The 26,419-nt window shown below is 52.5% G+C and carries 27 protein-coding genes and 1 tRNA gene; 7 read left to right on the top strand and 21 right to left on the bottom strand.

The window, feature by feature from the left end; all coding sequences use genetic code 11:
* Positions 1–20: 20 nt before the first annotated feature.
* Positions 21–1,124 (bottom strand): MFS transporter, encoded by a 1,104-nt coding sequence (locus DPO_RS01850; protein ID WP_006963912.1) that lies wholly within the window; start codon positions 1,122–1,124, stop codon positions 21–23.
* 18 nt (positions 1,125–1,142) lie between these two features.
* Positions 1,143–3,020, bottom strand: coding sequence for a CBS domain-containing protein (locus DPO_RS01845; RefSeq protein WP_006963910.1), 1,878 nt, complete (start codon positions 3,018–3,020; stop codon positions 1,143–1,145).
* Positions 3,021–3,341: 321 nt separating this feature from the next.
* On the opposite strand from DPO_RS01845, the gene DPO_RS01840 reads away from it, so the two are divergent.
* On the top strand, positions 3,342–4,025 hold the full coding sequence (locus DPO_RS01840) for a bifunctional phosphoribosylaminoimidazolecarboxamide formyltransferase/IMP cyclohydrolase PurH (RefSeq protein ID WP_006963908.1): 684 nt from the start codon (positions 3,342–3,344) through the stop codon (positions 4,023–4,025).
* A 3-nt stretch (positions 4,026–4,028) separates the two neighbouring features.
* A complete protein-coding gene (locus DPO_RS01835) occupies positions 4,029–5,279 on the top strand; it encodes a bifunctional phosphoribosylaminoimidazolecarboxamide formyltransferase/IMP cyclohydrolase PurH (protein WP_006963906.1) in 1,251 nt (416 codons plus the stop codon).
* Between the two features lie 18 nt (positions 5,280–5,297).
* On the opposite strand, the gene DPO_RS01830 is transcribed toward DPO_RS01835, so the two are convergent.
* The gene (locus DPO_RS01830; protein ID WP_006963904.1) at positions 5,298–7,277 is read right to left on the bottom strand and encodes a ribonuclease catalytic domain-containing protein; all 1,980 of its coding nucleotides are present in this window, start codon (positions 7,275–7,277) and stop codon (positions 5,298–5,300) included.
* Between the two features lie 99 nt (positions 7,278–7,376).
* Here DPO_RS01830 and DPO_RS01825 point away from each other — a divergent pair, with 99 nt between their 5' ends.
* Positions 7,377–7,988 (top strand): Smr/MutS family protein, encoded by a 612-nt coding sequence (locus DPO_RS01825; protein ID WP_006963902.1) that lies wholly within the window; start codon positions 7,377–7,379, stop codon positions 7,986–7,988.
* Between the two features lie 56 nt (positions 7,989–8,044).
* Here the strand turns inward: DPO_RS01825 and mltG are convergent, their stop codons facing one another.
* From mltG to DPO_RS01785, 8 genes are all read right to left on the bottom strand, one after another.
* Positions 8,045–9,049 carry an endolytic transglycosylase MltG gene (gene mltG / locus DPO_RS01820; protein WP_006963900.1) on the bottom strand — a complete coding sequence of 335 codons (1,005 nt, stop codon included), beginning with the start codon at positions 9,047–9,049 and terminating at the stop codon, positions 8,045–8,047.
* A gap of 28 nt (positions 9,050–9,077) precedes the next feature.
* On the bottom strand, positions 9,078–9,650 hold the full coding sequence (locus tag DPO_RS01815; protein WP_006963898.1) for an electron transport complex protein RnfA: 573 nt from the start codon (positions 9,648–9,650) through the stop codon (positions 9,078–9,080).
* Positions 9,651–9,661: 11 nt separating this feature from the next.
* Positions 9,662–10,270: an electron transport complex subunit RsxE gene (gene rsxE / locus DPO_RS01810; protein WP_006963896.1), complete on the bottom strand. Its 609-nt coding sequence runs from the start codon at positions 10,268–10,270 to the stop codon at positions 9,662–9,664.
* A 24-nt stretch (positions 10,271–10,294) separates the two neighbouring features.
* Entirely contained in the window at positions 10,295–10,879 is a 585-nt protein-coding gene (gene rnfG / locus DPO_RS01805; RefSeq protein WP_006963894.1) for an RnfABCDGE type electron transport complex subunit G, read from the bottom strand.
* Entirely contained in the window at positions 10,872–11,837 is a 966-nt protein-coding gene (locus DPO_RS01800; RefSeq protein WP_006963892.1) for an RnfABCDGE type electron transport complex subunit D, read from the bottom strand. Before DPO_RS01800 ends, rnfG begins: the two co-directional genes overlap by 8 nt.
* Positions 11,838–11,851: 14 nt before the next feature.
* A complete protein-coding gene (locus DPO_RS01795; RefSeq protein WP_006963890.1) occupies positions 11,852–13,120 on the bottom strand; it encodes a 4Fe-4S dicluster domain-containing protein in 1,269 nt (422 codons plus the stop codon).
* A 69-nt stretch (positions 13,121–13,189) separates the two neighbouring features.
* On the bottom strand, positions 13,190–13,555 hold the full coding sequence (locus DPO_RS01790) for a cytochrome c3 family protein (RefSeq protein WP_006963888.1): 366 nt from the start codon (positions 13,553–13,555) through the stop codon (positions 13,190–13,192).
* A 97-nt stretch (positions 13,556–13,652) separates the two neighbouring features.
* Positions 13,653–14,120, bottom strand: coding sequence for a SoxR reducing system RseC family protein (locus tag DPO_RS01785; RefSeq protein ID WP_006963886.1), 468 nt, complete (start codon positions 14,118–14,120; stop codon positions 13,653–13,655).
* 163 nt (positions 14,121–14,283) lie between these two features.
* On the opposite strand from DPO_RS01785, the gene DPO_RS01780 reads away from it, so the two are divergent.
* The 4 genes from DPO_RS01780 (at position 14,284) to cfa (ending at position 17,566) form a co-directional block, all read left to right on the top strand.
* Positions 14,284–14,359: transfer RNA gene (locus DPO_RS01780), tRNA-Asn, on the top strand.
* A gap of 230 nt (positions 14,360–14,589) precedes the next feature.
* Positions 14,590–15,654, top strand: a complete 1,065-nt coding sequence (gene selD / locus DPO_RS01775) for a selenide, water dikinase SelD (protein WP_083911952.1) — start codon at positions 14,590–14,592, stop codon at positions 15,652–15,654.
* 65 nt (positions 15,655–15,719) lie between these two features.
* The gene (gene yedF, locus DPO_RS01770) at positions 15,720–16,352 is read left to right on the top strand and encodes a sulfurtransferase-like selenium metabolism protein YedF (protein WP_040011395.1); all 633 of its coding nucleotides are present in this window, start codon (positions 15,720–15,722) and stop codon (positions 16,350–16,352) included.
* A 92-nt stretch (positions 16,353–16,444) separates the two neighbouring features.
* Positions 16,445–17,566 carry a cyclopropane fatty acyl phospholipid synthase gene (cfa, locus tag DPO_RS01765; protein WP_006963883.1) on the top strand — a complete coding sequence of 374 codons (1,122 nt, stop codon included), beginning with the start codon at positions 16,445–16,447 and terminating at the stop codon, positions 17,564–17,566.
* Positions 17,567–17,574: 8 nt separating this feature from the next.
* Here cfa and DPO_RS01760 read toward each other — a convergent pair whose 3' ends face one another.
* From DPO_RS01760 to DPO_RS01715, 10 genes are all read right to left on the bottom strand, one after another.
* Entirely contained in the window at positions 17,575–18,207 is a 633-nt protein-coding gene (locus DPO_RS01760) for a response regulator (RefSeq protein WP_006963882.1), read from the bottom strand.
* On the bottom strand, positions 18,200–20,341 hold the full coding sequence (locus DPO_RS01755; RefSeq protein WP_006963881.1) for a HAMP domain-containing protein: 2,142 nt from the start codon (positions 20,339–20,341) through the stop codon (positions 18,200–18,202). Before DPO_RS01755 ends, DPO_RS01760 begins: the two co-directional genes overlap by 8 nt.
* Before the next feature lie 86 nt (positions 20,342–20,427).
* Positions 20,428–21,099, bottom strand: coding sequence for a DUF547 domain-containing protein (locus DPO_RS01750; protein ID WP_236609875.1), 672 nt, complete (start codon positions 21,097–21,099; stop codon positions 20,428–20,430).
* Between the two features lie 152 nt (positions 21,100–21,251).
* Complete coding sequence (locus tag DPO_RS01745) at positions 21,252–22,451, bottom strand: THUMP domain-containing class I SAM-dependent RNA methyltransferase (protein WP_006963879.1); 1,200 nt, start codon at positions 22,449–22,451, stop codon at positions 21,252–21,254.
* Positions 22,452–22,458: 7 nt separating this feature from the next.
* Positions 22,459–22,971, bottom strand: coding sequence for a PocR ligand-binding domain-containing protein (locus tag DPO_RS01740; protein WP_006963878.1), 513 nt, complete (start codon positions 22,969–22,971; stop codon positions 22,459–22,461).
* Positions 22,972–23,164: 193 nt separating this feature from the next.
* Entirely contained in the window at positions 23,165–23,524 is a 360-nt protein-coding gene (locus tag DPO_RS01735) for a NifB/NifX family molybdenum-iron cluster-binding protein (protein WP_006963877.1), read from the bottom strand.
* Positions 23,525–23,533: 9 nt separating this feature from the next.
* A complete protein-coding gene (locus DPO_RS01730; protein WP_006963876.1) occupies positions 23,534–23,917 on the bottom strand; it encodes a NifB/NifX family molybdenum-iron cluster-binding protein in 384 nt (127 codons plus the stop codon).
* 40 nt (positions 23,918–23,957) lie between these two features.
* Positions 23,958–24,851 carry a 4Fe-4S binding protein gene (locus DPO_RS01725; protein WP_006963875.1) on the bottom strand — a complete coding sequence of 298 codons (894 nt, stop codon included), beginning with the start codon at positions 24,849–24,851 and terminating at the stop codon, positions 23,958–23,960.
* Complete coding sequence (locus DPO_RS01720; RefSeq protein WP_006963874.1) at positions 24,848–25,711, bottom strand: ATP-binding protein; 864 nt, start codon at positions 25,709–25,711, stop codon at positions 24,848–24,850. Before DPO_RS01720 ends, DPO_RS01725 begins: the two co-directional genes overlap by 4 nt.
* 14 nt (positions 25,712–25,725) lie before the next feature.
* Positions 25,726–26,115, bottom strand: a complete 390-nt coding sequence (locus DPO_RS01715) for a response regulator (RefSeq protein ID WP_006963873.1) — start codon at positions 26,113–26,115, stop codon at positions 25,726–25,728.
* Between the last annotated feature and the right edge of the window lie 304 nt (positions 26,116–26,419).

Genomic DNA, 26,419 nt, shown 5'->3' with positions numbered 1-26,419 from the left:
ACGCAATTTTATATGAAAACTCAACCCGGGATTTTTTTGTTCAGCCAGATCCATCCCAGCACAGGGCCGGGTGTCAGGCACAGAAATGCCGTGTCGATTCCCCAGTGCCGGATCCAGAACGTCACCAGTTCAATGGAAAAAATGGTGATGACAAATCCGATGCAATTGACCAGTGTTAACGCGGATCCCACATATCCGGCCGGGGCAAACCGGGTGTTTAAAGAGGAAAACTGGGGAGAATCCGCCACCACAGCCATACCCCATAACAAAATTATGCCCAGGGCCAGAGCCCGGGGCAAATAAAGAAAAGTCGGTGACATCAGGCAGCACAGCGCGGATATGATCAGGGCCGTGCCGGCCACGCGCCGGCTGCCCCATTTCAGGGAAAGCATGCCCCCGGCAGCACATCCCATGAACCCGGCCCCAAAAAAAATAAACGCCCACATGTCCGCCTGATCTGGAATTATGGCATAAAACAGAATCGGTATGGTTGCCCAGACCGCGTACAGCTCCCACATATGGCCGAAATAGCCTAAAGCCGACGCTTTAAAATAAGGATTCACAAACAGGTAACGGATCACTTTGGGGTCAAAAGGAGATCCCTTGGGCAGAAACGGCCCGTCCCCCACAAAAAAAACCTGAATCAGTCCGCCGGCCAGGCATGACACACTGGTTATCCACAGGATCATTCCCGGGTCTCCCTGCCAGTGAACCGCTTTGATGAGATAGGGAAACCCGGACGCTAAAACCAGGGCCCCCACCAGAAAACCCAAAGCCCGTCCCAGGGTGTCGGGATACCAGGATGCCGCAATTTTCATGCCCACGGGATAGATACCGGCCAGAGAGATGCCGCATAAAAACCGGGAAGCCAGCAGAATTCCCCGGGAAGGGGGAAGCAGGGCACCTCCCAGATTGAACATGGCACCTGCCAGTGCACAGACGAAAAATACCCTTACCGGCGGAAACCGATCCGACAGATTCAGGAATGCAAAGCTCAAGGTGCCGGCAATAAATCCCGCCTGCACGGCAGACAGTAAAAACTGCTGGTCAAAAAACGCGGCATTGGCGGCAAACCAGATGGAACCGGACAGAAACTGGGCCAGAATAATCAGTAAGAGTCGCATAAACAGGGAAGTCTTTTTTCAATCCATGGTCTGGAGCAGCCGGAACAAGGTTTTTTTCGCCAGGATATCTCCGGAAACAATGCCTGCCACCCGGTCTTTTTTTACAATGGGCATGGCTGATATTTCGTGGTTTTCCAGCATCCTGACACAGTCTAAGATCGGGGTGTCCGGGCCGGTAGCGATCACGTCTGTTGTCATCACCCGGGTTAAAGGCGCATCCATGGGCAGGTGGGAGGCCATGGCCCGGGTGATGTCCCAGTTGGTGACAATGCCGATGAGCTTGCCTGTTTCAGACACCACATTGACAATGGATACCCGGGATTTGACCAGCAGTCTGGCCGCATCCGCGACCTGCCGGTCCACACCGATGGTGGGGGCGTCTTCCATGACATCTTTGGCCGTTCTGGTTTTTTCCATGGATGCGATGCGGCGGATGCTGATGGTTTCAGCCACGTCACAGGGAAGACTGTCCGCATCCTTGCACAGGCCGTCAATGAGTTCTTCCATATTGTTGCGGATCACGGTTTCCAGCTTTTCCACGGCCGCTTTCCGCCGGATTTCCGCCAGTTGGGCAAACGCCTCCTGGTTTTTGTGCAGCCAGGCATCGATTTTTTTAGAATGTCCCAGAATGTCTTTGGGAATCAGCAGGTCATCCGGGGTGGGAATCATGCGTTCGTGGGCCGCATAAATCACGCCACCGGAGTTCACCAGAAAGTCCTTGGCAATGAGCACCCCTTTGTCCCGGTAAACATGGCGCTCCATGTGCCGCCGGGCCGCTTTTTTCGCCGGATCAGGAGAATAGGTGTTGGCGCCTTCCACAATCAGCTGCCAGTGTCCCATCCGGTCCACGGTCATGGACGGATTTGAACTTGCGTCCACATCCAGATAGTTGGATACCGGAGATGCCGGTATCAGGCAGAACCCGGATTCCCTGAGCAGGTTGTCGGCACAGCTGGAATAAATAGTCCGGGGGTCGGTGTTTTGTGTGCCGTGGAGGATGGTGTCATGAAAATAGCGCCGGGTCACTTCACCAAACTGTTTCCACAGGTCAAACAGCTGCTGCCAGGGCAGACCGTTTTCATTCATCAGAAACCCGTGGGCATCACTGATGCCCTTGATGACCGGAGGCGTGTGCGGATCATATTCGTGAAAGATCCGGGCCACATGGGCCCCGACCGCACCGAATCCCTGGATGAGGATGGTCTGGTCTTTCAAGGAGGGAAGGGTCAGGTGCCGGAACTGGGGCAGATTTTTAAGCCGGGGCAGCTGTTTTACCAGGGTCTTGAACGCCACCACCACCCCGTTGGCAGCCCCGCCCAGTTCATCGATCCGGTTTCCGCCCATGTCCGCGGGCTTGGATACGGCGTTGTTGAGCCCGTTTTCAATGGCGAATATTTTCATGTCCGCATCATTGGTGCCCACATCCGGGCCGGGAATATAGATTTTGCGGTATCGTTTCAAAAGCCGCCCGAATCCGGTGATGACGGCAGGCCGGTCAGCCGGGGTGAGATCTTCGGGGCGGACAATACCGGATTTTCCTCCCCCAAAGGGCAGGGCTGCGGCCGCATTTTTCAATGTCATGCCCCGGGCCAGATTGTGAATGATGTCCGGGGTAATGTCCGGCAGCATGCGGGTGCCGCCCATGGCCGGCTGCCCCATGGCCAGGTTGTCCACCACCAGAAACCCGCCGATCTCCAGCGGGCTGTCCTCATCCCACATGCAGACCACCAGCCGGGGACCTAAACGGTCCACCCGGATGCCCAGACGCTGAAGCCGGTCCACATCCAGGGGGCCGAATTCCATGAACCGGAGCGGGCCGTCCTTGATCAGCCGGTTCTGCCACACTTTGTCCGGCAGGACTTTTTGCAGCAGGGCTTTCATTTTCAATGGAATCATGAACCTCTCCGTGAATGGGGTGAATGATTGCCGTTATTGTCTTCCATACCCGGGAAAATGTCAAAATAAAATATTTTTGAACCTGACAGGCAAACCCATGTAGCGGAATTTTAAAGTGTGAGGCATAAGGCCGCCCCGGTGGGGGTGTCTTACTGCCGGACAGGAATCCACGGGGTGGCTCCGACAGTCCGTCAGCAAGACACCCCCACCGGGGCTCCGCTGTCATCAGCGACGAGTGCCGGGTGCCTCACTGCTTGACGTAGACGGGTCTGCGTGGTATGGAACATCACGATTTTACGAGATAAATGAAAGGATAATATAATGGCAAAAAATGTGGTGGAAAAAGTGGATGATCAAGTGAAGATCAACACCCTGCTGGTGAGCGTGTCGGATAAATCCGGGCTGGATACATTGATTCCGGGCATGATTGCCGTGAACCCGGATCTGGTGATCCTGTCCACGGGCGGTACATTTTCACGGATCAAAGAGATTCTGGGGCCCGGGGCCGACATGCATCTGCAACAGGTATCTGATTACACGGGCCAGCCTGAAACCCAGGGCGGTCTGGTAAAAACCCTGGATTTCAAGATTTATCTGGGATTGCTGACAGAGACCTATAACCAGGCCCATCAGGCGGATCTGGTGCGGACCAAAGCCCGGCCCATCGACATGGTGGTGGTCAATCTCTATCCTTTTGCCCAAACCATTGCCCGGCCCGACATGACATTGGAAAATGCCCGGGGGAATATCGATATCGGAGGCCCCACCATGATCCGGGCCGCTGCCAAAAATTTTATCCGGGTGGCATCCGTGACCAACCCGGAAGACTATTCTAAAATTCTTGAAAAACTCACCGCCGGCAAGGGATGTCTGACCCTGGCGGACCGGTATGATCTGGCGGCCCGGGCTTTTGCGCACACGGCCGCCTATGACCGGGCCATTGCCGATTATCTGGCCGGCACAGCCGGCACTGCACTTTTATCATGTTATCAACCAGGAGTTTGAATCATGTCTGATGATCTTAAAAAAATGTATAAAACCATTATGGATGACCATTTTCCCTCCCGCATGGAAATCGCTTTTGTGGAGGAAAATACCCGGCAGACCCTGTTTTATGAAAAAGTGTCCTGGGTGATTGACGGGGTGGAAAAAGGCCTTCGCTATGGAGAGAACCCGGGCCAGGAAGCCGCATTGTACCGCCTTGTCAACGGCAACCTGATTTTGGGCGACGCAAAGACCATTCAGCCGGGACAGCACCTGGTGTCGGATATTGAACTGCTCCAGTCCGGCAAGCATCCGGGCAAAACCAATCTGACGGATGCGGACAACTGCCTGAATATTCTGCGATATTTCACCGACACCCCCTGTGCCGTGATCGTCAAGCACAACAATCCCTGCGGGGCGGCCCGGGCCCACAGTCTTGAGGCGGCGTATACCCGGGCCTATATGGCGGACCGGGTGGCGGCCTTCGGCGGATGTATCGGGTTGAACCGGGCTGTGGACAAAGCCACGGCCCAGGCCATCGCGTCCCAGTATGCCGAAGTGGTGGTGGCACCGGAATTTGAAGACGGGGTCCTGGAAATTTTAGGGGATAGAAAAAATCTGCGGGTCATCCGCATCCAGGCCATGGACCGGCTCCAGCGTTTTGTGGGAGAGCGGGTGGTGGATTTTAAAAGCCTGATGGACGGCGGGGTTGTGGCCCAGTGGTCGTTTGTGCCAAAGGCCCTGACCAGAGAAGATCTTATACCGGCGGTAACGGATTATCAGGGGCAGACCTTTTCAGTGAACCGGCCGCCCACGGACCGGGAATATGAGGACATGTTGTTCGGGTGGCTGGTGGAATCAGGCATCACCTCCAACTCCGTGATCTATGTCAAAGACAATGTGACCGTGGGCATCGGCACGGGGGAGCAGGATCGGGTGGGCGTGGCCCAGATCGCAGTGGACAAGGCATACCGCAAACTGGCGGACCGGTATTGTTTTGAACAATACCATCAATCCTGTGCCGATCTGAAAGATGAAGACAAAAAACAGGAAATTAATGCCAAAGTGGCTGAAGAAAAGGGCGGATTGATCGGTGCAGCCATGATTTCAGATGCGTTTTTCCCGTTCCGGGACGGCATTGATGTGGGGCTGTCCCAGGGGATCAAAGCGGTGATTCAGCCCGGAGGCTCCCTGAATGATTACCAGTCCATCCAGGCCTGCAACGAATATGACGCAGCCATGGTGTTTACAGGTCAGCGCAGTTTCAAGCATTGAAAAATTGTTGGGGGGCCGTTACACACAGAACAAAGACAGCTGATTCCGCCTTGCATCCACATGCTGGACCGTGACCTGAATGGCATCTCCCTGTTTGAGTTTTAAACCGGAGGACGGCAGCCTGGCTTCCAGCATGAATTCCTTGAGCAGAATATTGTAATGGTCCCGGTGGCATTCCAGCACCAGGGCATCAACGCTGTCTCCCCGCATGGATTCCAGCAGCTTGAGCAGCCAGTACCGTTTTCTGGCGCCCTGAACCCGGCCGGCATTGGCCATGGGAACGGATACTGCCTGCAGAATTTCTTCCAGATCTTTTTTTGAATAGGCCGGGTTCAGACCCAGCACTGCTTTAATCTGGCGCTGGGTGAGCAGATCATGGTATCTGCGGATGGGAGAGGTGGCCGTGGTGTATGCCTTGACCCCCAAACCGGAATGGGGCTGGGGGGTGGTGGTGACCATGGCCCGGCTCAGATGTCTGCGCTGCATGAGATTGGGCAAAAGTGCCGTTTCAATGCCATTGAACAGCCGCTGGCTGGGGGGCGGCTGGGACCGGAATACCGCCGGCATCTGATGATCGGCCAGAAACTTGGCCATCAGGGAATTGGCAAAAATCATCATTTCCGAAACCAGCATCCGGGATGGATTTTCCCGGTCCACCTTGGCATATCGGATCTCTTTGTTGTCTTCGAGCCAGACATTGACTTCCGGCAGCGTGATCTGGACTGCACCGGCTTTGAGCCGTTTTTCCCTGAGCAATGTGGCGATTTTATGAAGGCTGGTGATGGGGTCATCCTTGCCGTTCAGCAGATTGGCTTCCATGTAGCTCATCTGGTGATGCACCTGAATGATGCTGGGGATAATCTGGACATCCCGGATTTCAAAGAACCGGCTCATCTGGATCATTGTGGAGATGGCCGGTCGGATTTCCCCCTGTTTGAGGCTGCACAGATCATCGGACAGATCTGCGGGCAGCATGGGCAGCTTGTCATCGGGCATGTAAATGGAACTGGCCCGCTCCCGGGCCGCCATATCAATGGGATCTCCGGATTTGATATACGCCCCCACATCAATGATATGGATCCCCAAACGATAGCCCTGATCCGTGTTTTCCAGGCTGATGGCATCATCATAATCCAGGGTGGACTGGCCGTCGATGGTGATCAGTGGCACCTGGGTCAGATCCTTTCGGTCCTGGTCCTGATAGACACGGGTACTGAAGGACGACAAAAGGCGGCCGGCCGCCGTGACTTGCTGAGAAAATCGGGTGGGAATGCCCAGGGATAAAAGATCCACGTTTTCATCCACATCCCAGACTTTGGATCGGACAAAAAATTGAAACAAGGGGTCCGGGGTTGTCAGGCCGGCGTTTTTCAGCATCTGCCTGGCTAAAGATGCATGAACGCTGTCATTTCCGAACAGGTAATAGTCTTTCAGGCATTCCAGAACGTCGGGATCGGCATCAATGGATTTTTCCGGTTCCGTCTGCATGGCCGTCAGCCAGGCCACCCCTTGCTGAATCAGGCGGTCTCTTTTTTCCGCTTCTTGGATCTGGCGCTTTTTGGCATCCACCTGTGCCGGTGTAAACGGAGAAAAACAGTTCTGATTGAACTTGAAATACAGGCGGTCATAAAAAACCGCCCGGATCACCGCCGCTTCATGATCGCAGCACAACGGGGGATCAAAGCAGAAAACCGTCATGGCGGACAAATCGATATTTTCAGATTCTTCGTGAAGAATTTCCCAGATGTCAAATATATCGATCTGATCGGACAATTGCCCGCGGGTTTGGGCCGTGGTTTTTAACTGGTTGATCAGATGATTTCTGGGCTGGGTGACGTCCAGACATACCTGTGAGACATGAAGCAGCCTTTTTTCAGAAAGGCTGACTTCCCGGCTGTTTTCATTGAGTAATTTGAGCTTGTCTTTTTTTTCGCTTAATATTACTGCTGTTATGATTTTCTGTTGATCAATATATTCAACAATGGTCCCAATTTTCATGAATCAGACAATAGCAGGAAGGGGGGGCAAAGTCAAATACAGAAACTAAGGCCATTGTCTTGAAAAAACGGCAAAATTAACGTAAAATCAAAGACCTGTATGGGAAAGAAAAGAAAATACAAGCCGCCGCTGGTGGGGCCGGATGAAGACCTGTTAAAGGCGTTCACCCGAAAATCCGACACCCCCCGTTCGTTTGCGTGCAAAAACACCTCCCCGCCCGTGAACCGCCATGGACTGCCCGTGGTGGACCAGGTGTTTTCCGATTCATGTGCCGGAACCGGCGAAAAAAAGTGCCCGCCAAAAGCCGAAGATGGCCCTGCACAGGATTTTACCGCGTTGCTGGCATCCTATCTGTCCAGACCGCCGCAAAAAAAACAATCAATACCTTCTAAACCCATGCCGTACCATAAAAGAATCAAGCGGTATCCGCCTCCTGAAAAAGACCTGGATCTGCATGGGTTCACCGCGTTAGGCGCCCAGTTAAAAGCCCGGTCTTTTTTGACCACCTGCAAACTTCAGGGCTATTTTACCGTGCGGATCATTGTGGGCAAGGGGCTGCATTCCGATCTGGGACCCGTGCTGCCCGATACCATCGAAGACCTTTTGACCCGGTTAAAAACCCAGGATATTGTTCTGGGGTTTGCCTGGGAGCGTAAAAAAAAATCCCGGTCCGGTTCCGTGATTGTGTATCTTCGCCAGTTCAGCGATTAAGGGGCTGAGTTGCCTGTAAAAAGATATGTACCGGGTGTGGGTGGAAACGATCAGGATCACTGGTTGATCTGATATTTTCTGACGGCCCGGTTGTGTTCTGCCAAAGTCTTGGAGAAATAGTGGGTTTTATCATTTTTGGACACAAAAAACAGAAAATCGCTTTCAGCCGGGAACAGGGCCGCTTCAATGGCTTTTGCCCCGGGATTGGCAATGGGGCCTTTGGGAAGGCCGTGCATCTGGTAAGTGTTGTATTCGGTTTTTCTTTGCAGATGCCGGGTCCGGATCCGGCCTTCAAATGTTGTATCCCCGTAAATCACAGTGGGATCACTTTGCAGGCGCATGCCTTTTTTCAACCGGTTGTGGAACACCGATGAGATCAACGGCTGTTCCGATGCCACACCGGCTTCTTTTTCAATCATGGAGGCCAAAGTGACAATTTCTTTGAGGGTGAATCCCAGATCATCTGCTTTTTTTTCCCACTCTGGCGTGTATACGGAAAAAAACGTGGTCACCATTTTTTCGATGATTTGGCGGCAGGTGGTGGTTTTGGGAAAGAAATAGGTTTCAGGAAACAAAAATCCTTCCATTGTGTGGGAAGGGATGCCAAGGTCTGCGATGACGTTCGGATCCCGGCACAGGGCTATAAAAAGGTCCGGCTCACACATGCCGGTTTTCGCCACCACGGATGCGGTTTCCGCCATGTCCAGCCCTTCGGGAATAGTGAGCCGGTACAGTTTGATCCGGGCTTTGAGCAGTTGATCCAGGATTTGGGCAGGAGAGGCCGGTGTAAACAGCCGGTGTTCACCGGCCTGAATGCGGGTGGCGGCTTTCTGATACCGGGCATAGGCCCGGAAAACAAGCACGTTTGGAATCAGGCCTGAAGATTTAAGATTTTCGGCAATCTGCTTCAGGTGCTGCCCGGGTTCAATCACAAAAATGATCTCTTTGTCATCCACTTTTACAGGGGTATGCAGCGTATGCCACACCCAGAAGCCGGTGACCAAAAAAAATAATCCTGCCGGGATCAGGACTCCCAGCAGGATTATTATACGGGTTTTCAAGGGCCTGGCACCATTTTTTGAAACTATTTTACACCATTCCCCTGAAAGAGGTAAAAGTCAGAGCAATGATGCCTGCGGTGATCAGACCGATGGAAGTGTCCTGCAACGGTTTGGGTATCCGGCCCAGATTGATCCGTTCCCGGACCCCGGCAAATAGAATCAGGGCCAGGCCGAATCCGACAGCATAGGCAAAGGATGACACCAGTGCTTTGGTAAATGTATATTCATTGCTGATATTCAGCAGACAGGCACCCATGACCGCACAATTGGTGGTGATCAGTGGCAGAAAAATTCCTAAGCCCGCATACAGGCCCGGGATGCTCTTTTTCAAAAACATTTCCACAAACTGGACCAGAGAGGCAATGACCAGAATGAATGACAGGGTTCTTAAATATTCCACATTCAGGGTCTTGAGCAGATAGGTGTCCAGACACCAGGTAATGACTCCTGCCATGACCAGTACAAATACCACGGCCATTGACATGCCCACTGCGGTTTCCATTTTTTTGGATGTGCCCAGAAAGGGGCAGTTGCCAAGAAACTGGGCAAGGAGGATGTTGTTGATGAAAATACAGCTGATGGCAATTTCAAAATATTCCATGGGGTTTCTCCTTATTTGCTGCCTATGAGGTTCATGCATGCCAGCATCAGTCCCAGGGCCACAAACGCTCCAGGGGCTTCCACCATAAAGGAGAATGCGTGAAAGCTTTCGGGCATGGCAAACACGGGATTTCCTCCCCAGATGGTAATCGTGCCGGCACCCAGAAACTCCCGCACGGCACCCAGGGCGGCAAGGGAAAGTGTAAAGCCGATACCGATACCCAGTCCGTCTGCAATGGCCATCACCGGATTGTTTTTACTGGCAAAGGCTTCTGCTCTTCCCAGTACAATGCAGTTGACCACGATCAAGGGAATAAAAATTCCCAGTTTCAAAAACAAGGGATAGGTATAGGCTTGCATGACCAGTTCCACAATGGTGACAAATGTGGCAATAATGACAATATAGCAGGCAATCCGGACTTTGGGCGGGATGATGTTCCGCAGCAGCGACACCAGCAGATTGGAAAAAACCAGCACAAATGTGGTGGCCACTCCCATGCCGATGCCGTTTTCAACCGTCTTGGTCACGGCAAGCACCGGGCAGAGACCCAGCACAAGTCTGAAAGGAGGCAGTTCAGCCCACAGCCCTTTAGTAAATTCTTTTGCCAAAGATTGTGCCATGTTTTTGTATCTCCTTTTTTTGCCTTATGGCATCTGCTTTAAAATTTCGGGCTTCAGGTTTTTGTAAAGATTCTGGGCCTGGATGGCAGCCAGGGTCACAGCCCTGGATGTAATGGTGGCACCGGACATGGCATCAATGGAGCCATTGTCTGATTTCAGGGCCAGGTTGGCGTCCAGGGGTTTGTCTGTAAACTGGGAGACAAATGTGGGATCATCCTTTGCCCGGGCACCCAGTCCCGGCGTTTCCGCATGGGTTGTGACCCTGGCCGCCACAATCTGGTCATTGTCCAGTTTTATGCCGACCATCAGGCCGACATCTCCGCCATATCCGCCTTTGCCCTTGGTTTCAAAAGCAACGGCTTGTGACCCGTCCGCCATTTTTGCAGGAAATATCTGAACTAAGGAGTCCCCTGCCTGAAGATTGAACCGTTCCATGATCGGATCATTGGCGGCATCAGGAAAAATTTCTTCGATGGCCGGGGCTTTCTGGAACTTCAGCACCTGTTCTTCAATTTTGACTTCCGTGCCTGTTTTTACTGCGGCCAGAAGACCGCCGGAAATGGCGGTCAAAGCGGTCAATACCACTATCATACTTATCATTTCACGCATTGTTTATTCCCCTTCCCAAAGCTTTCGGTCTGATATTGTCCACCAGGGGGTTTACAAGGTTGACCAGCAGAATGGCCAGGACTGTGCCGTCTGCATAGGATCCCACATTCCTCATGAGGATAATCATGAATCCGCCCAGAAACCCATAGATGAGCATGGGTATCCGGTTCACAGGCGATGATGAGTTTTCAGTGATCAGGAAAAAAGCCCCCAGCAGCGTGTAGCCGGAGAAAAGGTGAAACAGGGGGCCGGCATAGTTATCCGGACTGGACAGATAAAAAATAGCGGCTGTGATCAGGATCCCGGCTATAAATGATATGGAAAGTTCCCATCTGATATATCCCCGCAGTATCAGGTAAATACCGCCGATGATCAGCCCCAGACCAAACGTGGTCCCGGCCCCGCCAAATTCTCTGCCCCAGATCAGGTCTGAAAGCGAAAACAGGTCAGCAGCACCCGCCCCTTGAGATTTTACGGCTGCCAGAGGGGTCAGCGCGGTAAAATCAAACAGATAATTCACATAAGCCGTGTCAAAATCAAAAAATAGTTTCCAGGAAAGCATGAGCACGGCCATGCCTACCAGGGCAGGATGAAAGGGGTTGGCACCGATGCCGCCGAAAATTGATTTGCCGATCACCACGGCCACAAAAGTACCCACCACAATCAGCCACCAGGGGGTAACGGCCGGCAGCATCATGCCGAACAGCAGCCCGATGACCGCCGCATCCAGATCACCGATGGTAAAAGATTGTTTGGCAACACGGTTTACCACAATTTCCCAGAGCATGGCGCAGGAGGTTGACAGCGCCATGACACCCAGGGCCGGTGCCCCGAATTGGATGATGCCGTATACTGCAGCGGGCAGCAGGGCCAGAAGGATGTTCAGGTTCATTTGGAACAGGCTGTCTCCGTCATGCCAGAACGGTGCATGGGAAACGGTGAGTTTGGTATTATTCATGGGCAGTCTCCCTTTTAAACATCTGCTCGCAGTTTGTGCAGTTCGTGTTTTCCCAGCCGGATATACTGGGACAATGCGATCTGTGAGGTACAGACATAGGCACATAATCCACAGTCGATACAGGCCTCGAGGTCGCATTTATCAGCAGCGGCCTCATACTGTCCGGCCTGGAGAAACCGGACCAGCAGATTGACCGGTATGTCGGCCGGACAAATCTGGATGCATTTGCCGCAGTTGACACAGTTGTTGTCTGACAGCGGGGTAATGGTTTTCCGGTCCTGGACCAGAATCGTGTCCATATCCGGTGTGACCGGGTGGTGGGGGGTGAATGTGGCAAAACCCTGCATGGGCCCCCCGATGACAATGCGGTCCATTTCATTGATCTGAATGCCCAGCTGGCTGAAAATTTGGCCCAGCGGGGTACCGATCACCGCTTCAAGCCTGTGGCGGGCTCCGGTTTTGTCAATCAGGGTGATACATTTTTCAAACACCGGGCCCTTGGTTTCAAACGCCCGGGCCAGAGAAACCACGGCTTCGGCCCGGATAAAACAGATGCCCATTTCCTCGGGGGTTTTGCCGGCCGGCAGAATTTTGTCCAGATGATTTTTCATGATCATGGCGGGCAGGGTTTCCGGGTAATTCAAACGCGCCGGCAACAGGGTCAGGCTGTCGAATCGGGCACGGTCCTGGAGCCTGTCCGGCAGGACCAGATATATCTTGGGCACCTTTGTGATCTGTTTGAGGATCTGTACCCCTTTTTGCAGTGTTGCGGCGTGGGCTGTGCCCATATACTGGGAAGTAGTGGTCAGCAGGTCCGTGTCTGACACCATGATGATCAGGGTATTGACAGGGACTTTGGTCCGGGCAAGACGGGCGAACGGGGGCGCTCCCGGCAGGTGATTCAGATGCTGGGCCGCAAAGGACAACGCTTGTTTCATTTCCGGATATTTAATCTTGTCGGCAGCCTGTGTGTCTTTTTCTATGGCAATGCGGGTGCGCAGACCGCTGAAATCATCGGCAGTGAATGTATCAATGGATTTTATGGTGCCTGATACCGGTGAAACCGCATAATCAATGCTGTCTTTATACAGTTGAAGTTTCTGCCCTTTTTTGACGGGATCACCTTTCTGGATCAAAGCGTCCCGGGACCCGTCAAGGGGTTCGGGTAACAGAAGTGTCAAAAGGGCGGGTATATCGATTTTTTGGGGCGCTTCAGGATCGGGTTCCAGCAGGTCACAGGTCAACCCGGGTTTGGACAGCGCAAAGAAAGATCGTTTAATCATGAGTTACGTCCTTGTTTCAAAAAGCGGTTGTCATGACTGACGCAAGACAAAGGCGGCAGAATACCGGATTTAAAGCACATGACATGCATTGCAATCGACCGGTCCTGCGCCGTAATCCGCATGGCACCCGATGCATGTCTCGTGAAGGGCATCCGTTCTTGACGGCATGTAATCGTCTCCGGTCTCCTCATGGCAGTCACTGCAATTGTAGGTCTCGTCATCATCAATGTTGTGATGACAGTCCAGACAATCCAGATAATAGTCCTCCGTGTGTGTCTGGTGGGTGAACAGGACTTTGCCGGCATCGGTTTGAAACATGATGCGAACCGGATCTACCGGTGCAGGAGGGGAGAAAGCAGCGTAACAGACGATCCCTGTGATCAGCAAAACAGTCAAGATCAAGACCGCAAACTTCAGATGTGGTTGTGATGTCATATGTCAATCTTCCAGTCTAAGGGGTTAGCGTTTATGTGACAAACCCACAACTGGCAGCGTATATAGTATATTGCTGCTGGGTTGGCAAGGAAAAAAATTATTTTGAAGACGGCTTGCAGGCGGGCGCTGTCACCGGCTTTGTCTTGCGGATCAGCACGGGTTTGAATTCACTTTTTTGATTCATTGCCGCCGATTTTTTGTGAAGAATGACAAAAGCGATGCCGAAAAAAGAAAAACCCAATACCATGGCGGCAAATGACGCATTGATCCGGAGTAAAGGGCCCAAGGCATCACCGGTCAACGCACCGGCGACCAGGCAGAGAATCGGGACAACATAGATCAGAAAGGTCAGCAGCAGCGCGGATTTTGTCTGCATGCCGATCAGCACGGAATCTCCGGTTTCGACCCCTAATGTGTTGGGGACCTCCACAGTCATCTCTTTGCCCCGGTGGATGGTGCCGCAACTGTCTTTGGCCGAGCAGACCTCACAGGCTGCGGCCCGGTTGGTTTTAATCAGTGCCACATCCGGAGTGGCCCGGGTGACAATGCCCTGTTCAGTAATCATGGTGTGTCCTGTTTCCTGGGTTGATATGTTAATATGGTTGTGTCAGGCGCTATGTCCGGTGCATTATTACCCTTTCCGAAAACCCCTGTCAAATTTTTGTTTTTTTATCTTGACAACCAGCGGGTGATCTTATATAAACGTCGAGTCTTGATTCAAGACATGCTCCCCAGTAGCTCAGTTGGCAGAGCAATTGGCTGTTAACCAATGGGTCCGCGGTTCAAGTCCGTGCTGGGGAGCCAAATTAAATGTCATCACCCCGACAAGATGGTCCTCCTTATCTTGTCGGGGTTTTTTGTTTTCCCCTCCGAAGTCTTTTCAGCCGGAAAAAATTTTCTTCCCCTGCCGCCATTACGTCGGTTATTGATTATTTCTATGGAACCCATGGTCTGTAACAGAAATTTTGAATTTGATCTGAAGCCGGAAATGAGAAATAATAATGGTTTAAATAAAAATTTTTCAAGGAGATGAGATGAATCAGACGTCAAATAACCCCGTACAACCCATCCGGTTGACCCAGTGTGTGAAAGGGGCCGGGTGAGCGGCAAAATTGCCGCCCGGGGATCTGGCGGCCGCATTGAACGGATTGACGGTGCCGACCAATGAAAATGTTCTGGTGGGGATGGGAACGGCCGATGATGCCGGTGTGTACAAAGTCAGCGATGATCTGGCATTGATTCAGACCGTGGATTTTTTTACCCCCATAGTGGATGATCCCTATGATTTCGGCCGGATTGCCGCAGCCAATGCCTTGTCCGATGTCTATGCCATGGGCGGTATTCCCAAAACCGCCATGAATCTGGTGGCGTTTCCTTTGGGTGCCATGGACATGACGGTTCTGAAGAAAATTTTGGCCGGAGGCATCCGTGTACTGGAAGAATCCGGTACCGTGCTCTTAGGGGGGCACAGTGTGGAGGATGATGAACTCAAGTATGGGTTGTCCGTCACCGGATTTGTTCACCCGGACCGGATTCTGGCCAACCAGGGGTTGAGACCCGGAGACCGGCTGATTCTTACCAAGCCGCTGGGCACAGGGGTCATGAACACGGCCGTGAAAGCCGGCCTGACGTCCCTGGATCAGGTCAAAGAGATTACCGAGCTGATGGCCGCATTGAACCGGGATGCCGCCGATGTCATGACCCGGTTTCCCATTTCCGCCTGCACGGATATCACGGGGTTCGGACTTTTAGGACACCTGGCGGAAATGGTGACCGGCACTGGGGTCGGAGTTCGTGTTTTCAGTGATCAGATTCCTTTGATATCCGGTGCACTGGAATTTGCCGGCATGGGCCTGGTGCCCGGAGGGGCATTCCGGAACCGCCAGTTCCGGGCAGCCATGGTACACTTGGACGACGGGTTCAGTCCGGCGTTGCGGGATCTTTTTTTTGATCCCCAGACCTCGGGCGGATTGCTCATGGGGTGTCCGGAAAACCGGTCCCGGGATCTTGTCACGGCGCTGCATGATCAGAAAATTGCCTGTGCCGCTGTGATCGGAGAAGTGCTGGATCAAAATCCCGGAAAAATAGAAGTGGTCTGACAAGTGCGTAACCGCGGCCACGGCCACAAAAGACAAATTAATTCAAATACGAAAGAATCATAACAATGACAATGAATATCGATGCCCGGGGCCTGGCCTGTCCCCAGCCCGTACTTTTGACCAAGCAGGCCGTGGAAACCCATTCGCCTTTTCGCCTCACCGTACAGGTGGACAATGAGGCCGCAGTTGAAAACGTATCCCGGTTTCTGGGGACAAAGGGATATGAAGCCACCACATCCGGGCAGGGGGACTCCTTCACTGTTTCCGGGGTGGATATGCAAAAATCAGGGGATCGAAATGATCCGCCGCAAATCGAGCCGGGCGTGCCCGGGGTTTCAGAACCAGATGACAAAGAAAAAGGTCAGAAAATACTGGTACTCATCGCTTCGGACCGGATGGGGGCCGGGGATGATGACCTGGGACGGAAACTGATGATCAGTTTCATCAAGACCCTGGGGGAAATGGGAGAGGATCTGTGGCGGATCGTGTTTGTCAATAACGGGGTCAAGCTCACCATTAAGGGATCTGCGGTGCTGGAAACGCTTCAGGCATATGAAAAACAGAATATTTCCATCTGGGTTTGCGGCACCTGCCTGACCCATTTTGATCTGCTGAATGAAAAACAGGTGGGAGAAACCACCAATATGCTGGATATTGTCACGGCCATGCAGCTGGCTACCAAAGTGATCCCGCTTTGAACCGGAATAAAAATACCGATTTTTTACTTTAACCGCTGCCTGAAGCTGTGCTATAGAATGCTGAGTTCACTCTTTTCAAAGGAGGCGGTAATATGAACCATGCATCTTCTCAACGACTGGCGACTGATCTGTTCGCCGCTGCCGGCGTCAAAATCAACGGTACAAATCCCTGGGATATTCAGGTGAATCAGGACCTTTTCTTCAAGCGGCTGGTGGCCGGCGGCTCCAAAGCTCTGGGTGAAAGTTATATGGACGGGTGGTGGGAATGCCCCAGACTGGACCAGTTTTTTGATAAAATTTTGCAGGCCCGGCTGGATGAACAGGCCATAAAATCCATACGTGCTGTGTGGTGCCGTGTCAAGGCGATGTTGACGGTATCTCCGGGAAAATTCAGAGCGTTTGAAATCGGCCGGCGGCATTATGATATCGGCAATGAACTGTTTTCGCTGATGCTGGATAAATCCATGAATTATTCCTGCGGGTACTGGAAAAACGCCGACACCCTGGAAGCGGCCCAGGAAGCCAAAATGGAGTTGATCTGCCGGAAGTTGCAGCTGGCACCCGGTATGCGGGTGTTGGACATCGGTTGCGGATGGGGGGGATTGTCTGCGTATATGGCACAAAAATATCAGGTGAGTGTGAAGGGTGTCACCGTGTCAAAAGAGCAGGTGACTTTGGCCACACAACGGTGCCGGGACCTGCCTGTGGAGATCCGGCTCATGGATTACCGGGATCTGAATGAACCCTTTGACCGGATCGTGTCTGTGGGAATGTTCGAGCATGTGGGAAGGGCCCACTACAAAACCTTTATGGCCGTGGTTCACCGGTGCCTGAAGGATCAGGGGCTTTTTCTGCTGCACACCATTGCCGGTAACCGGTCCGTGCGTAGCAGCGACCCCTGGATTTCCAAATACATTTTTCCCAATTCCATGGTGCCGTCCGGCCGCCAGATCACAATGGCGGCGGAAAAATTTTTTGTTCTGGAGGACTGGCACAGTTTCGGTCCTGATTATGATCCCACGTTGATGGCTTGGTATGACAATTTTGTGGCCAACTGGGACAGGATCAAACACCGGTATGACAACCGGTTTTTCCGCATGTGGACCTATTACCTGCTGGCCTGTGCCGGCACGTTCAGGGCCCGGAGCAATCAATTGTGGCAAATTGTATTCTCAAAAGGCGGTGTCCGGCCGACATATACCAGTGTGCGATGATTCAACGGTCAGGGCGCCGGAGGGATCAGCCCTTTGGCCAGGGCATATCGGGTCAGCCCGGCAACGGTCTGTATCCCGAGTTTGGATCTGAGGTTTCTGCGGTGGATATCGATGGTTTTCGCGCTCAACTTCAGGATTTCTGCGGTTTCCCTGGTACTGTGGCCTTCGGCGATATACACCAGTATCTGTTTTTCACGTGGGGTCAGGCAGCTCAGGCGGTCCGGTGAATCTCCCACCAGCAGGTGAGTGATTTCCGGACTTACATATACATGGCCGTCCAGCCCTGCTTTGATGGCAGTCAACAATTCTTTGAAAGAGCAGGATTTGAGCACATACCCGGATGCCCCGGCATTAAGCATGCCTTTGACATAGATTTTTTCCGTATGCATGGACAAGGCGATAATGCGGATTTTCGGATGGATTGCCAGAATTCTTCGGGTGGCTTCCATGCCGTTGAGATCGGGCATGCTGATGTCCATGAGGATAAGATCCGGGACGGATTTTTCAGCCAAAGAAACCGCCTGAATCCCGTTGGCGGCCCGGGCTGTGACAGTGAATTCGCCGGTCGCTTCCAGGGCTTGACTGATGCCGTGGTGGAATACCCGGTGGTCATCCACGATGATGATGGTTTTTTTATTCATGGATATTCGATCCCCTTTGATTGACCGGCGCGGTCAGCAGAATTTTCGTTCCTTTGCCGGGGGTGGATGTGATGGTCAGGGTGCCGCCGAAATTCTGAATCCGTTCAGACAGGCTGTACAGACCAAACCCGTGATCCTTGGATGGTTTCAATGCCTGAACGTCCATGCCCGCGCCGGAATCTTCCACCTGCAGACAGATGTCCGGATCCGAAAACCACAATTGGATGCTGGCGTTCGGGGTACGGGCATGTTTTCGGATATTGGTCAGCAGTTCATTGACCGCCCGGTACAGGGTAACCTTCAGTGCATGGGGCAGCGGAATGGGATCCGTGACCTGGTTGATGTACCGGTATGCGGTCTTTTCCCGGGCATTGATCTCCTCGATCAGCGCCCCAATGGCGATATCAATGTCAAAGTCATCCAGAATCGGGGGAGACAGTTTGTAAATCAGTGTTCGGATCTCCCGAACCGCCTGTTCCAGAATGGCCTGAATCGCGCGGATCTGGTCCGGCCGGGCCGGATCATCAGATTCCATCAGATTTTTTGTCCGGGAAATGCCCATGGCCAGGGTCTGGACCACGCTGTCATGCAGATCCGACGCCATCATTTTTCGTTCTGTTTCGTCCGAGTGGACCAGGTATTCATTGAGTTGTTTCAGCCGGTCTGCCTGATGAGACAACTCTTGAATATGTTTTTTTTCCCTTTGCTGGGACTGTTGCAGGCGATCGGTCATTTCATTGAAGGCCCGGGACAGTTCCCCGATTTCATCATTGCGGTTTTCCGGGACTTTTTCTGAATACACTTCTTTAGATATCCGGCGTGTCAGACGGGTCAAATGCTGGAGAGGACGGACAAACCGTCTGACCCCTGAATAGCTGCACCCCAAGGCCACAAGAAATATGATACCGGCATAGATCATAAAGCTTTTCAGGATACCTGACAGGTTGTGATCCATGACGTTGCGCGTCTGCTCAATGGAGTCAAGCAGATTGTTTTCGCTGCTTGCCAGCACGATGTGCCAGTTGGTTTGATGGAGGCGGTGGGAGGCCAGAATATAGGACCGGTCCTGGATGGTGAGCGTATCCTGGTATGACGTGGCATTCAAAATCTGCCGCGTAATTTGTTCAATGACAGGCTGCCGGGATTGGGTGAGGTTCAGTGACAGGATATTGTCTGAATATTTGAAATGGCTGATGTCCATGTCCAGGCCAAGCAAGGGCAGCAAGGCAACAGGAAAAGAGATCAACCGGCCCTGTGAATCCATGAGAAGCGCAAAAAAATCGCCGGGGGGGGCATCTGGATTCGATAACAGCGGGTGGCCTTTGTCCAGATCCTGAAACATGTCGGCCAGAGGGATATCCATGCCCGTGACTCCTTTGAGCCGGCCGTTTCCATCCAGTATGGGGGCAACACCCGTCATCATCAGCCCGGGTGCCACATCGTCTTTGTAAGGCCGGGTCCATCGAAACCCGTAGTCCGCTTCGGACTGTTGGGTAAACGTGGTCATGGGTTCACCGTTTCTAAGGTCGAAATCAGCCGGGTTCGGCAGGTTGAAACATGCGTTTCGCATGTCCGGATTCAAGGTATAATATTTCCCGATCCCGGTCCGGGTGATGATATGGGCGGCCATGGCCCGGCGGCAGTTTTTTTTGGCCATGACCAGATACAGATCCATTTCCGCCAGGGCCTGCAGTTCCGATACAATGGGCGCAGACAAGGTGTCATCTCCCCAGAATAGTGTGATAAGCGGATCGGATTCAGGGGTATACCATATGGCGTTTCCCGGATGATATATCATGGACGGAACCATGGAATGGAAAGCATGACCGGCTGCCAGGCGGGTGTAGATTTCACTGGCTTTCATTCCCAGAAATGTCACGGATGTTTGATAATGTAAAAAAATTTCATCGTATTTTCGGGCTTTTTCCCGGGCCATGCCGGCCAGATATTGATTGGCCATCTGCTTGATTTGTCTGGTATTGGCCGTATCTGCGAACTGCCCCAGATCTTTCAGCGATTGATTGACCAGAAAAAACAACGGGATGGTAAAGATCAGGATGGATAGGACAGAACTGCAGAACAGTTTGATGGAAAGCGGTATTTTTAAAAAAGCGGTCTTTTTTTTCACGGCCATGGCCTGTATTCATACCTCATTCCCATGGGGTTTGCAAGCCATGGAATCCGGTGAATGTCGTTTTCAAAAAGGTCTGAAAACGGGCATCAGCGGTTTAACGTCCAGTCATAATACAGATATTGGATAGAAATTTCGCCGGTGGCAGCGGTGTTATCCAGCGTCTGTTTCAAGGCATCATCTGCATACCGGCGGATGAAGTTTAAGGGATTGTCTGAAAAATCCGCTTCAAACCATTTAAAAATCCGGCTGATAAAAAGGGTGCCGTTTTTTAAAAACGTGTTGCCCGGATGGTTGATGAATCGCCGGGTCTGATCATCCAGGCGGGATTCCAGGGTGTCGCCTTCATAGGGTTCGTTTAAAAGCGGGGGGCAGCTTTTCGCCGCACAATTGATGGCAAAATGCATTCGTGGATCCTTGAACCGGGGCCTGAGAATGTCATGTTCGATATGGTCCAGATTCACCTTGAACCCGTTGAGGGGAATGAATTTTTTACTCCAGGGATTGGAAAAAAAACCGCCGATCTCCTTGATGGAATTGATGCCCGGATACCGGGTCAGGATCAGCTTGATGGTAAATGCGTTGTACGCGTTGATATAAAAGGCGAACTGGTGATGGTGAGATAACGTGCCCGGGTCTGTGGCACTTAAAATGGCCAGGTATTGATCCAGTTTGGCTTCATCCTGTTTGAACCCGTCATAATCCACCCGCCCGTTTTGGACATGGGCTTTAAGCAGTTCGGCCCACAACCGGTTGTCCACGGAATCTGCAGCAACGGATAAATCAGGGCCAGCCAACCCCATTGAAATGATGACAAATATGAAAAAAACCGCCGGTTTCATTCTGCCAGTTAACCACAGTTTTTCAGTAATTGCCACCGGATTTTACGATCTTCAAATGTCATGGCCCGGGGTTAAATCCTGCCGATGCCGGCAGACAGATTCAACCCGCCGTGGAAAAAAGGAAATGGTTTAAGATTGAGATGGTTGAGGTCACTGAATTGCTTACCGGGAAAAATCAGTCCCGCGCGCCAGCCTTTAAAATCCATTGCCAGCTTCCGGGTGATTTCCCGGTAAAAGGCGGTGGTGTCCAGGTGATTTTCCAGGCGCCTTCCATAGGGCGGGTTCAGTACCACAACCCCTTTTTTGCGGGTGAATTGATCCGGACGCAGATCAAAAAAATTGTGTTCAAAAGCATGCACCGGGGCCAGAAACGCATGGTCGGACAGATTGCGGGTCAAGGCGGCCAGGGCATGCGGATCCACATCAGAGGCAAATATGGAAGCGGCCGTTGAAAACTGCTGTGCCGCCTGTGACCGGGCATGGGCAAAGCCTGCCGGGCTGAAACCGGGCCAGGCTTCACAGGCAAATCGGCGATAAAATCCCGGCGGGATCCGGGCCTGAATCATGGCCCCTTCAATGGCAAAGGTGCCGGACCCGCACATGGGATCCATGAGCACGTCCTGCCCGGTGAATCCGGCTGTATCCAGGATGGCAAAGGCCAGGTTCTCCCGCAGCGGGGCCGCGGTTATCTGTTTTTTGATGCCGCGCTTGAACAGCGGGGGGCCTGACATGTCCAGGGAGATCTCAAACCGGTTGTTTTCAGCCCGGATCATGACCGTCTGTGACGGGATGTCTTTTTGCGACGGGATGTCTTTGCCGGAAGAACAAAGATCCGTGTCACCGGGTTTGACGTCTAACGCAGCCCGGATGATGGGGCCGCACCTTTGGGCGATGGCATCGGAATGGTATAACCGGGAAGTATGGGTGGTCACCTGGATGGACGGATCAGTGCCGGCCGGCAGAAACAGTTCCCAGTCAATGTCTGACAGTTTTTTTTCCAGCAAAGAAAAATGGGTGGCCCTGAATCGGGCCAGGCGCATGAGAATTCGGGACGGCGCGCGCAACCACAGGTTGGCCGGGCAGGCATCGGCCAGTTTGCCGGAAAAATTCACCCCGCCGGGCACCACCTGAATATCGTGAATCCCAAGGTTCAGACGGGTGAGTTCTCTGGCACACACCTGCCGGAGCCCGGGCGGGCATACAGCGAAAAATTCATGGACCCTGGCACTGACACGGCGTTTGACCCGCCTGGCAAAGGCCGAATCCGTCATAAAAGTGTCAGCTTTCTGGGTCGCAGGAATCCAGAATCTGCTGGATCCGTTCCTGGATGAAATCTATGGCTGCCGCAATGGTGCCGGGTGAAACAGGCGGGACATCAGAACCCAGTCGCTTGACTTTTGCTTCATCCATGTCAGCGATTTTGGATACGGCATAACTGTCCACGGCTTCCCCCTCGGGCAGCAGTCCGCATCCCCCCACCACGCCGAGAAATTCATCTTTATAAAAAACAGGGACCACCAGTTTGGTCAAACCGGCGTCACATTCTTCCACCAGGGGTTCACGGGATTTTTTCACCATGGCATTCATGTTCATGTGCGCCGCAGAGCAGATAAAGGTCTGGCCTTTTTCCATGGACTTGATGGCAGGACACAAGGGGTTGGAAAAATTTTTTACCGTGGTGATGCGGGTTCCTTCGGGGTTGAACACAGATCCCTGAAGGTTGAATTTTTCATACAAATTGGTTTCCAGCGCTTCCCATGTTTCCAGAGGACAAATATCTAAAAGGGTCATATCAGATTCCTGAAAAAATTTAGATTATATTCAAGCATGATGTGAATGTCAAACGTATCTGAAACCCCGGGATGGTGACACCTTGTTTTAAGGGGTAAGATAGGAGGGTAAGATGCCACCATCCCGGGGTTCCAGACAGTTTTTTGATGTCGGTCTGGCATCGGACATGCCGATCCATGCCCGGCTTAAGGGTTTACCAGTGACCTTCAGTATTGGCCGCAGTTGAAATCGTATATTCACCCGCCTTGAACCGTTCCACGGCCGATTGAACCGTGCCGCTGACATCGTTGGCCACTTTGATGTTGGCGGCATCCAGTGTTTTAAACGCGTTGGGTCCACAAAATCCGGTCAGCAGCACCTGGGCCCCTTTTTCGCTGACCGCGGCAGCCGCCTGAATACCGGCCCCTTTAAAGGCGTCCTTGTTGGCGGCGTTATCGATGACTTCCACATCCAGTGTTTCGGAATCTACGACCAGGATATAGGATGCTCTTCCGAAACGCGGGTCCACATCGGCAGACAGATCCGTGCCCGTGGCTGTAATGGCAATTTTCATGAAATCTCCTTATTGTCCGCCACCGCCGCCGCAGACCTGGTCATTGGTGATTTCCGGCAGTTTGCCGGCAATGAGATCCATGACCACCGGCTCGATTTCCGGCCGCTGGTCATCATGGAACACGTCAATGCCCACCTGACGGAATCCCATCAAAGGCCGCATGCCGATGCCGCCCACGATCAGGGCGTTGACCCGGTGTTCCGCCAGTAGATTCACCGGTACCATGCATCCGCCCTGAACATGCTCCTGGTTGTCCAGCGTGGAAACCCCGGTAATTTTGCCGTCTTCCACATCCACAAAGGTAAACACGTCACAATGTCCGAAATGACCGGAACGAGTGCCTTTGAGGCCTCCCTCACCATTGGAGGGAATCGCGATTCTTCCGTTTTTCATACAATCTCCTTCAAACTGATATTTGGTTGTTCATGGTTTATTACATTAACCGTTCTAATTTCATGGCAGGATGCGTCATCACGGTTTCCCAGATGTTTCTGACCGCTTTGGCAGCCGGGCAGGTATCATCATATTCCAACAGCGTCTGAATCTGGATCATGGCTTTGGTAAAGGCCGGATCAAAAGGGATTTTCCCTGCCACCAGAATATTTTTTTCCCGGGCAATGGTTTCGATGGCCCGGGTCTGGTCCAGGTTCAGATCAAATTTATTGATGCACACCATGGCCGGGATCTTGAAATGGGCGGCCAGTTCCCCCACCCGTTTCATGTCATGGATACCCGATACCGTGGGTTCCGCCACGATGAGAATGGCACTGGCCTGGCCGATGCTGGCAATGACCGGGCATCCGATGCCCGGAGGGCCGTCCGTGAGAATCAAATCAATATGTGCGTCTCTGGCCCTTTTTTTGGCCTGTTCCCTGACTAAGGCCACCAGCCGGCCGGAATTTTCTTCTGCAATGCCTAACCGGGCATGGACCATGGGACCGAACCGGGTATGGGACACAAACCACTGGCCGCAGGTTTTCCGGGGAAAATCAATGGCGGATTCCGGGCACATGTCCACACAGACCCCGCAGCCTTCACAGTTCAAGGCATCCACAGTATATTCTCCCTGGTTTTCATCAATGGCATCGAACCGGCACAGTTCCAGACACGTTCCGCAGCCCGTGCACCGGTCCGGGGCGATGACCGCCTCGTTGCCGCCCACAAAATCATGGGTTTCCTGAACATCCGGGGCCATAATCAGGTGCAGATCAGCTGCATCCACATCAGCATCACAGAGCATCAATGAGGATTTAAGCCCTGCAAATGCGGCGGTCAGGCTGGTTTTGCCGGTGCCGCCTTTTCCACTCAATATCACCAGCTCTTTCATGGGGCACACTTTTCTGAATCTGCCAGAAGGCAGATTTTTTTGTAAAGGGTTTGAAATTTTTCTTTGTAATCTTCCTGCTGGGCGATGATCAGATCCCCTTTGGAATAGGCCTGGGCAATGGCCTTGTCATAGGGGATTTCCATGAGAACCGGCAGGTTTTTTTCTTTGGCATAGGCATATACGGCATCATCTCCTATGCCGGCCCGGTTGATGATCAGGCCGTGGGGAATATTCATCAGCCGCACGGTTTCCACGGCCAGTTTCAGGTCATTGAGTCCGAACGGGGTGGGTTCTGTGACCAGAACGACAAAATCAGTGTCTTTCATGGCGGCGATGACCGGACATGATGTGCCGGGCGGGGCATCGATCAAGGTGATGCCCTGATCCGGGGCCCGGTGGGATTTGACCTGGCGGATCACGGGCGGGACCATGACCTGGCCGATATCCAGCAATCCCTGGCCGAAATTCATGTCCGGCAGCGGCACGGTACCGGTTTCCACGGTGCCTAAAATCCGTTCTTTTTCAGTGACGGCATTTTCCGGACAGATGACCGTGCACCCGCCGCAGGAATGGCACAGTTCAGGAAACGTGACCACGGTGTTTGCCGTGACTGCAATGGCATTGAACCGGCAGATGTCCATACATTTTTTGCAGAACGTGCACCGGTCCAGATCGATTTCCGGCACGGGTGCAATTACTTTTTCCCGGGATTGGATTTCCGGGTGCAAAAATAAATGGAGGTTGGGTTCTTCCACATCACAATCCAGCACCGTGACCGGCTGATTCAATGAAGCGGCCAGATTGGCGGCAACCGTTGTCTTTCCGGTACCGCCTTTTCCGCTTGCAATGCTGATGATCATTTATGATACCTCTTTTAAATTACAATTAGGTTCAGTTTTTTCAAGATGGCCACCAGTTTTTCTCCGGATTCAGCATCCGGGGCCGGTGGCAGCTGCATGAGTACGCCATATCCTTCATACGTCTCATGAAATTCATCTGCAGATAACGTGCTGACTGCAACACAGCTGGTCATGGGACTTGTCATGGTCACTTGTTCCACCAGTTCCCGGCCGGTCATGTCTGCCAGGGTTTCGTCCATGATCACCAGATCAATTTTTTCCCCTTTTTCCCCGGCCCGGGAGATGCGTTCCAAAACGGATTTCCCCGTGTCGGTCCACTGAATATCCATTGGAGACTGCTGTAACACCCCTGCCATTTTTTCAAATGTCTGTTTGTCTTTTGCCGCCAGTACCGCGTATATCATGGTTTTTCCTTAAAGTTCTTTGTCCTGTTTTTGAACCATACCGGGTTCATTCAACACCCATCCTCACAAAGCAAAGCCTGTGCCATTCAGAGTTTTTTTGCACATAAAACAGTGTTTGTTCGAAATATCAGGCTGTTACCCGGCACGGTACCATTTTTTGCCAGAGGATCGATGAAAAGATGCAGTGCCAAAGTTGCGGTTGTGCGACCTGGAGTGTCGTTTCTGAATCGATCCGATTGAAAGCAGTGATGGTAAGGATGGTTGAATGTGTCGGATAAACTGGCCTGCGGCAACGATAACCGGA

The organism is Desulfotignum phosphitoxidans DSM 13687, assembly GCF_000350545.1.
Classification (GTDB): domain Bacteria; phylum Desulfobacterota; class Desulfobacteria; order Desulfobacterales; family Desulfobacteraceae; genus Desulfotignum; species Desulfotignum phosphitoxidans.
Note: the sequence above shows the minus strand (reverse complement) of the source record. Positions and strands in the feature narration are given on the sequence as shown.